General features: G+C 52.1%; 2 protein-coding genes. Both read left to right on the top strand.

What is annotated here, in order from left to right:
• Nucleotides 1-813, top strand: an 813-nt coding sequence (locus KIN_RS22155; protein ID WP_207710164.1) for an ArsR/SmtB family transcription factor, incomplete at its 5' end; no start/stop codon positions are given.
• A 540-nt stretch (nt 814-1,353) separates the two neighbouring features.
• Entirely contained in the window at nt 1,354-1,812 is a 459-nt protein-coding gene (locus tag KIN_RS22150; protein ID WP_159811263.1) for a hypothetical protein, read from the top strand.
• Nucleotides 1,813-1,878 lie beyond the last annotated feature (66 nt).

Here is a 1,878-nt window from a genome sequence, read left to right as displayed (position 1 = left end):
GAGCCCAATTTTCCGCATCTCGCATTTGCGTCGAATGTCGGGAATCGTTCGGCATTCATCGAACATCGGTCTGTATCCCTATTGCGCAGCTTCGCATATGTTTCCCACATGGCGATGGAACCCAGACTTGATATTATTGGTGCGGCTCTTGCTGACACAAGCCGTGTGCGCATGCTTTGTGAGCTAATGGACGGTTGCGCCCATACTGGCAAGGAATTGGCATCGGTAGCAGGTATCGCACCGAATACCGCGAGCGGTCATCTGGGAAAGCTATTGGCTGCCGAGATCATCACTTCCGACAAAAGCGGACGCTGCACCTATTACCGCGTGGCGAGCGATGAGATTGCCGAAGTCCTTGAACAAATGTCCGCCCTTTCTCCTACTGATCATCTGTATCGTGTCAAAGGCAAGACTATCGCGCCGGAGTTGGTTGCACGCACATGCTACAATCATATCGCGGGCCGTCTCGGCGTACTGATTACTCGGGGTATGATCCAGAACGGCTGGGTCACTGTTGAAGGAGCTTCTGCGCGGATGACGTCTAGAGGAATACAGGCTTTGGTCGAGATGGGGATTATACCAGCCGACACGACCACCCCGAACATTAAGTGTTGCCTCGACTGGTCAGAACGGCGTCAGCACTTCTCAGGACAACTTGGCAAAGCGCTGCTGGAAGTTGCCCTTGCCAAAAGTTGGGTCACACGGCCAAGCGAAGGACGGGCGTTACGCATCGAAGTTGCTGGGTGCGAAGCCTTCGGAACCCATTTTGGGATCACCAAGAAAGCCCTTTCTGGACAATCAGACCCAGCATAAACTTCGTCGATTACCTAACAGATAGCCTTCGTATTTCCGACACGTCTTCAGTTAGATGACGCTAGTTAGAAAAGGCCTTGTCGATGACTCTTTCACTGAGCTCAAAGCGCTTCGAAACCGAACACGGCTTCGAAGTTTCTGTGCAGGTTCCGAACGTGCATGAAGAACCTCTTTTAGACGCGATTTCTCAGATAGACGCATTGCAATATGGAGATTATGATCGCGTGTCGTTCGTATCTGCGTGTGGGCTTCAGCGTTTCAGATCATTGCCGGGTGGACGCAACGCGGCTTCCGAAAACGTGCTGGACGTTCCTTGCGAGGTGCTTTCGTTTTTCATCGGTAACGAAGATCGGGTCGCCGTGGTGGTCCAGAACATTTATGAGCATCATCCATACGAAGAACCGGTGGTCTTAATACAACCAACATATCGGACCCTGCACCGGGCAGGGCTAGACGAAGATAACCAAACAAATTCTGGAACCGCAAGCCGGAAGATTGGGTGCCCGAAATCCATCGAAATCAAATTAGGGAAACGTAGACATGAGCGATCTGGAAGACTACCAAGCGAAGTCTGGTCGGTTTGTGCCGGTCTGGACGATTGAAATCCAGACGCTCGTTGAAGATATAGATCGCATTCTTGATGAGATCATGAAAACTCATCCGCTGAGCTATGGTCGGTATCAGCGCAATGCTAGTATTTCGACAGTGGGGCGAGAGACCTCCCAACCCGTGGAAGGGTCAACAACCACCACACATGCAGAGGGATACGCAGCAGGTGAAACCGAGACCTATCCAATGGTCGAACTGAAAATCTCCATCAAGCGAGACACCGACACGCTGGCAACCGTGATGGACGCAATCCATCTTGCCCATCACTATGAAGAACCCGTGATCTTCTTGCGAGAAGACTGGGTAAGCCGAGCCGCCTACGACCCGAACAACGACAATCCAAACAGGTGGTGGAACAACGATCGCGGTTTGCCGGATCGTGTTGAGTGATCCATCTAGATGTCCCGAAAGGGGAAACTGGAGCACGTGCAGCGAACTCATGCTTTGTCCCGCACA

It is taken from the genome of Litoreibacter roseus, assembly GCF_009811795.1.
GTDB lineage: Bacteria > Pseudomonadota > Alphaproteobacteria > Rhodobacterales > Rhodobacteraceae > Litoreibacter > Litoreibacter roseus.
This window is presented reverse-complemented; position numbering and strand designations above follow the sequence as displayed.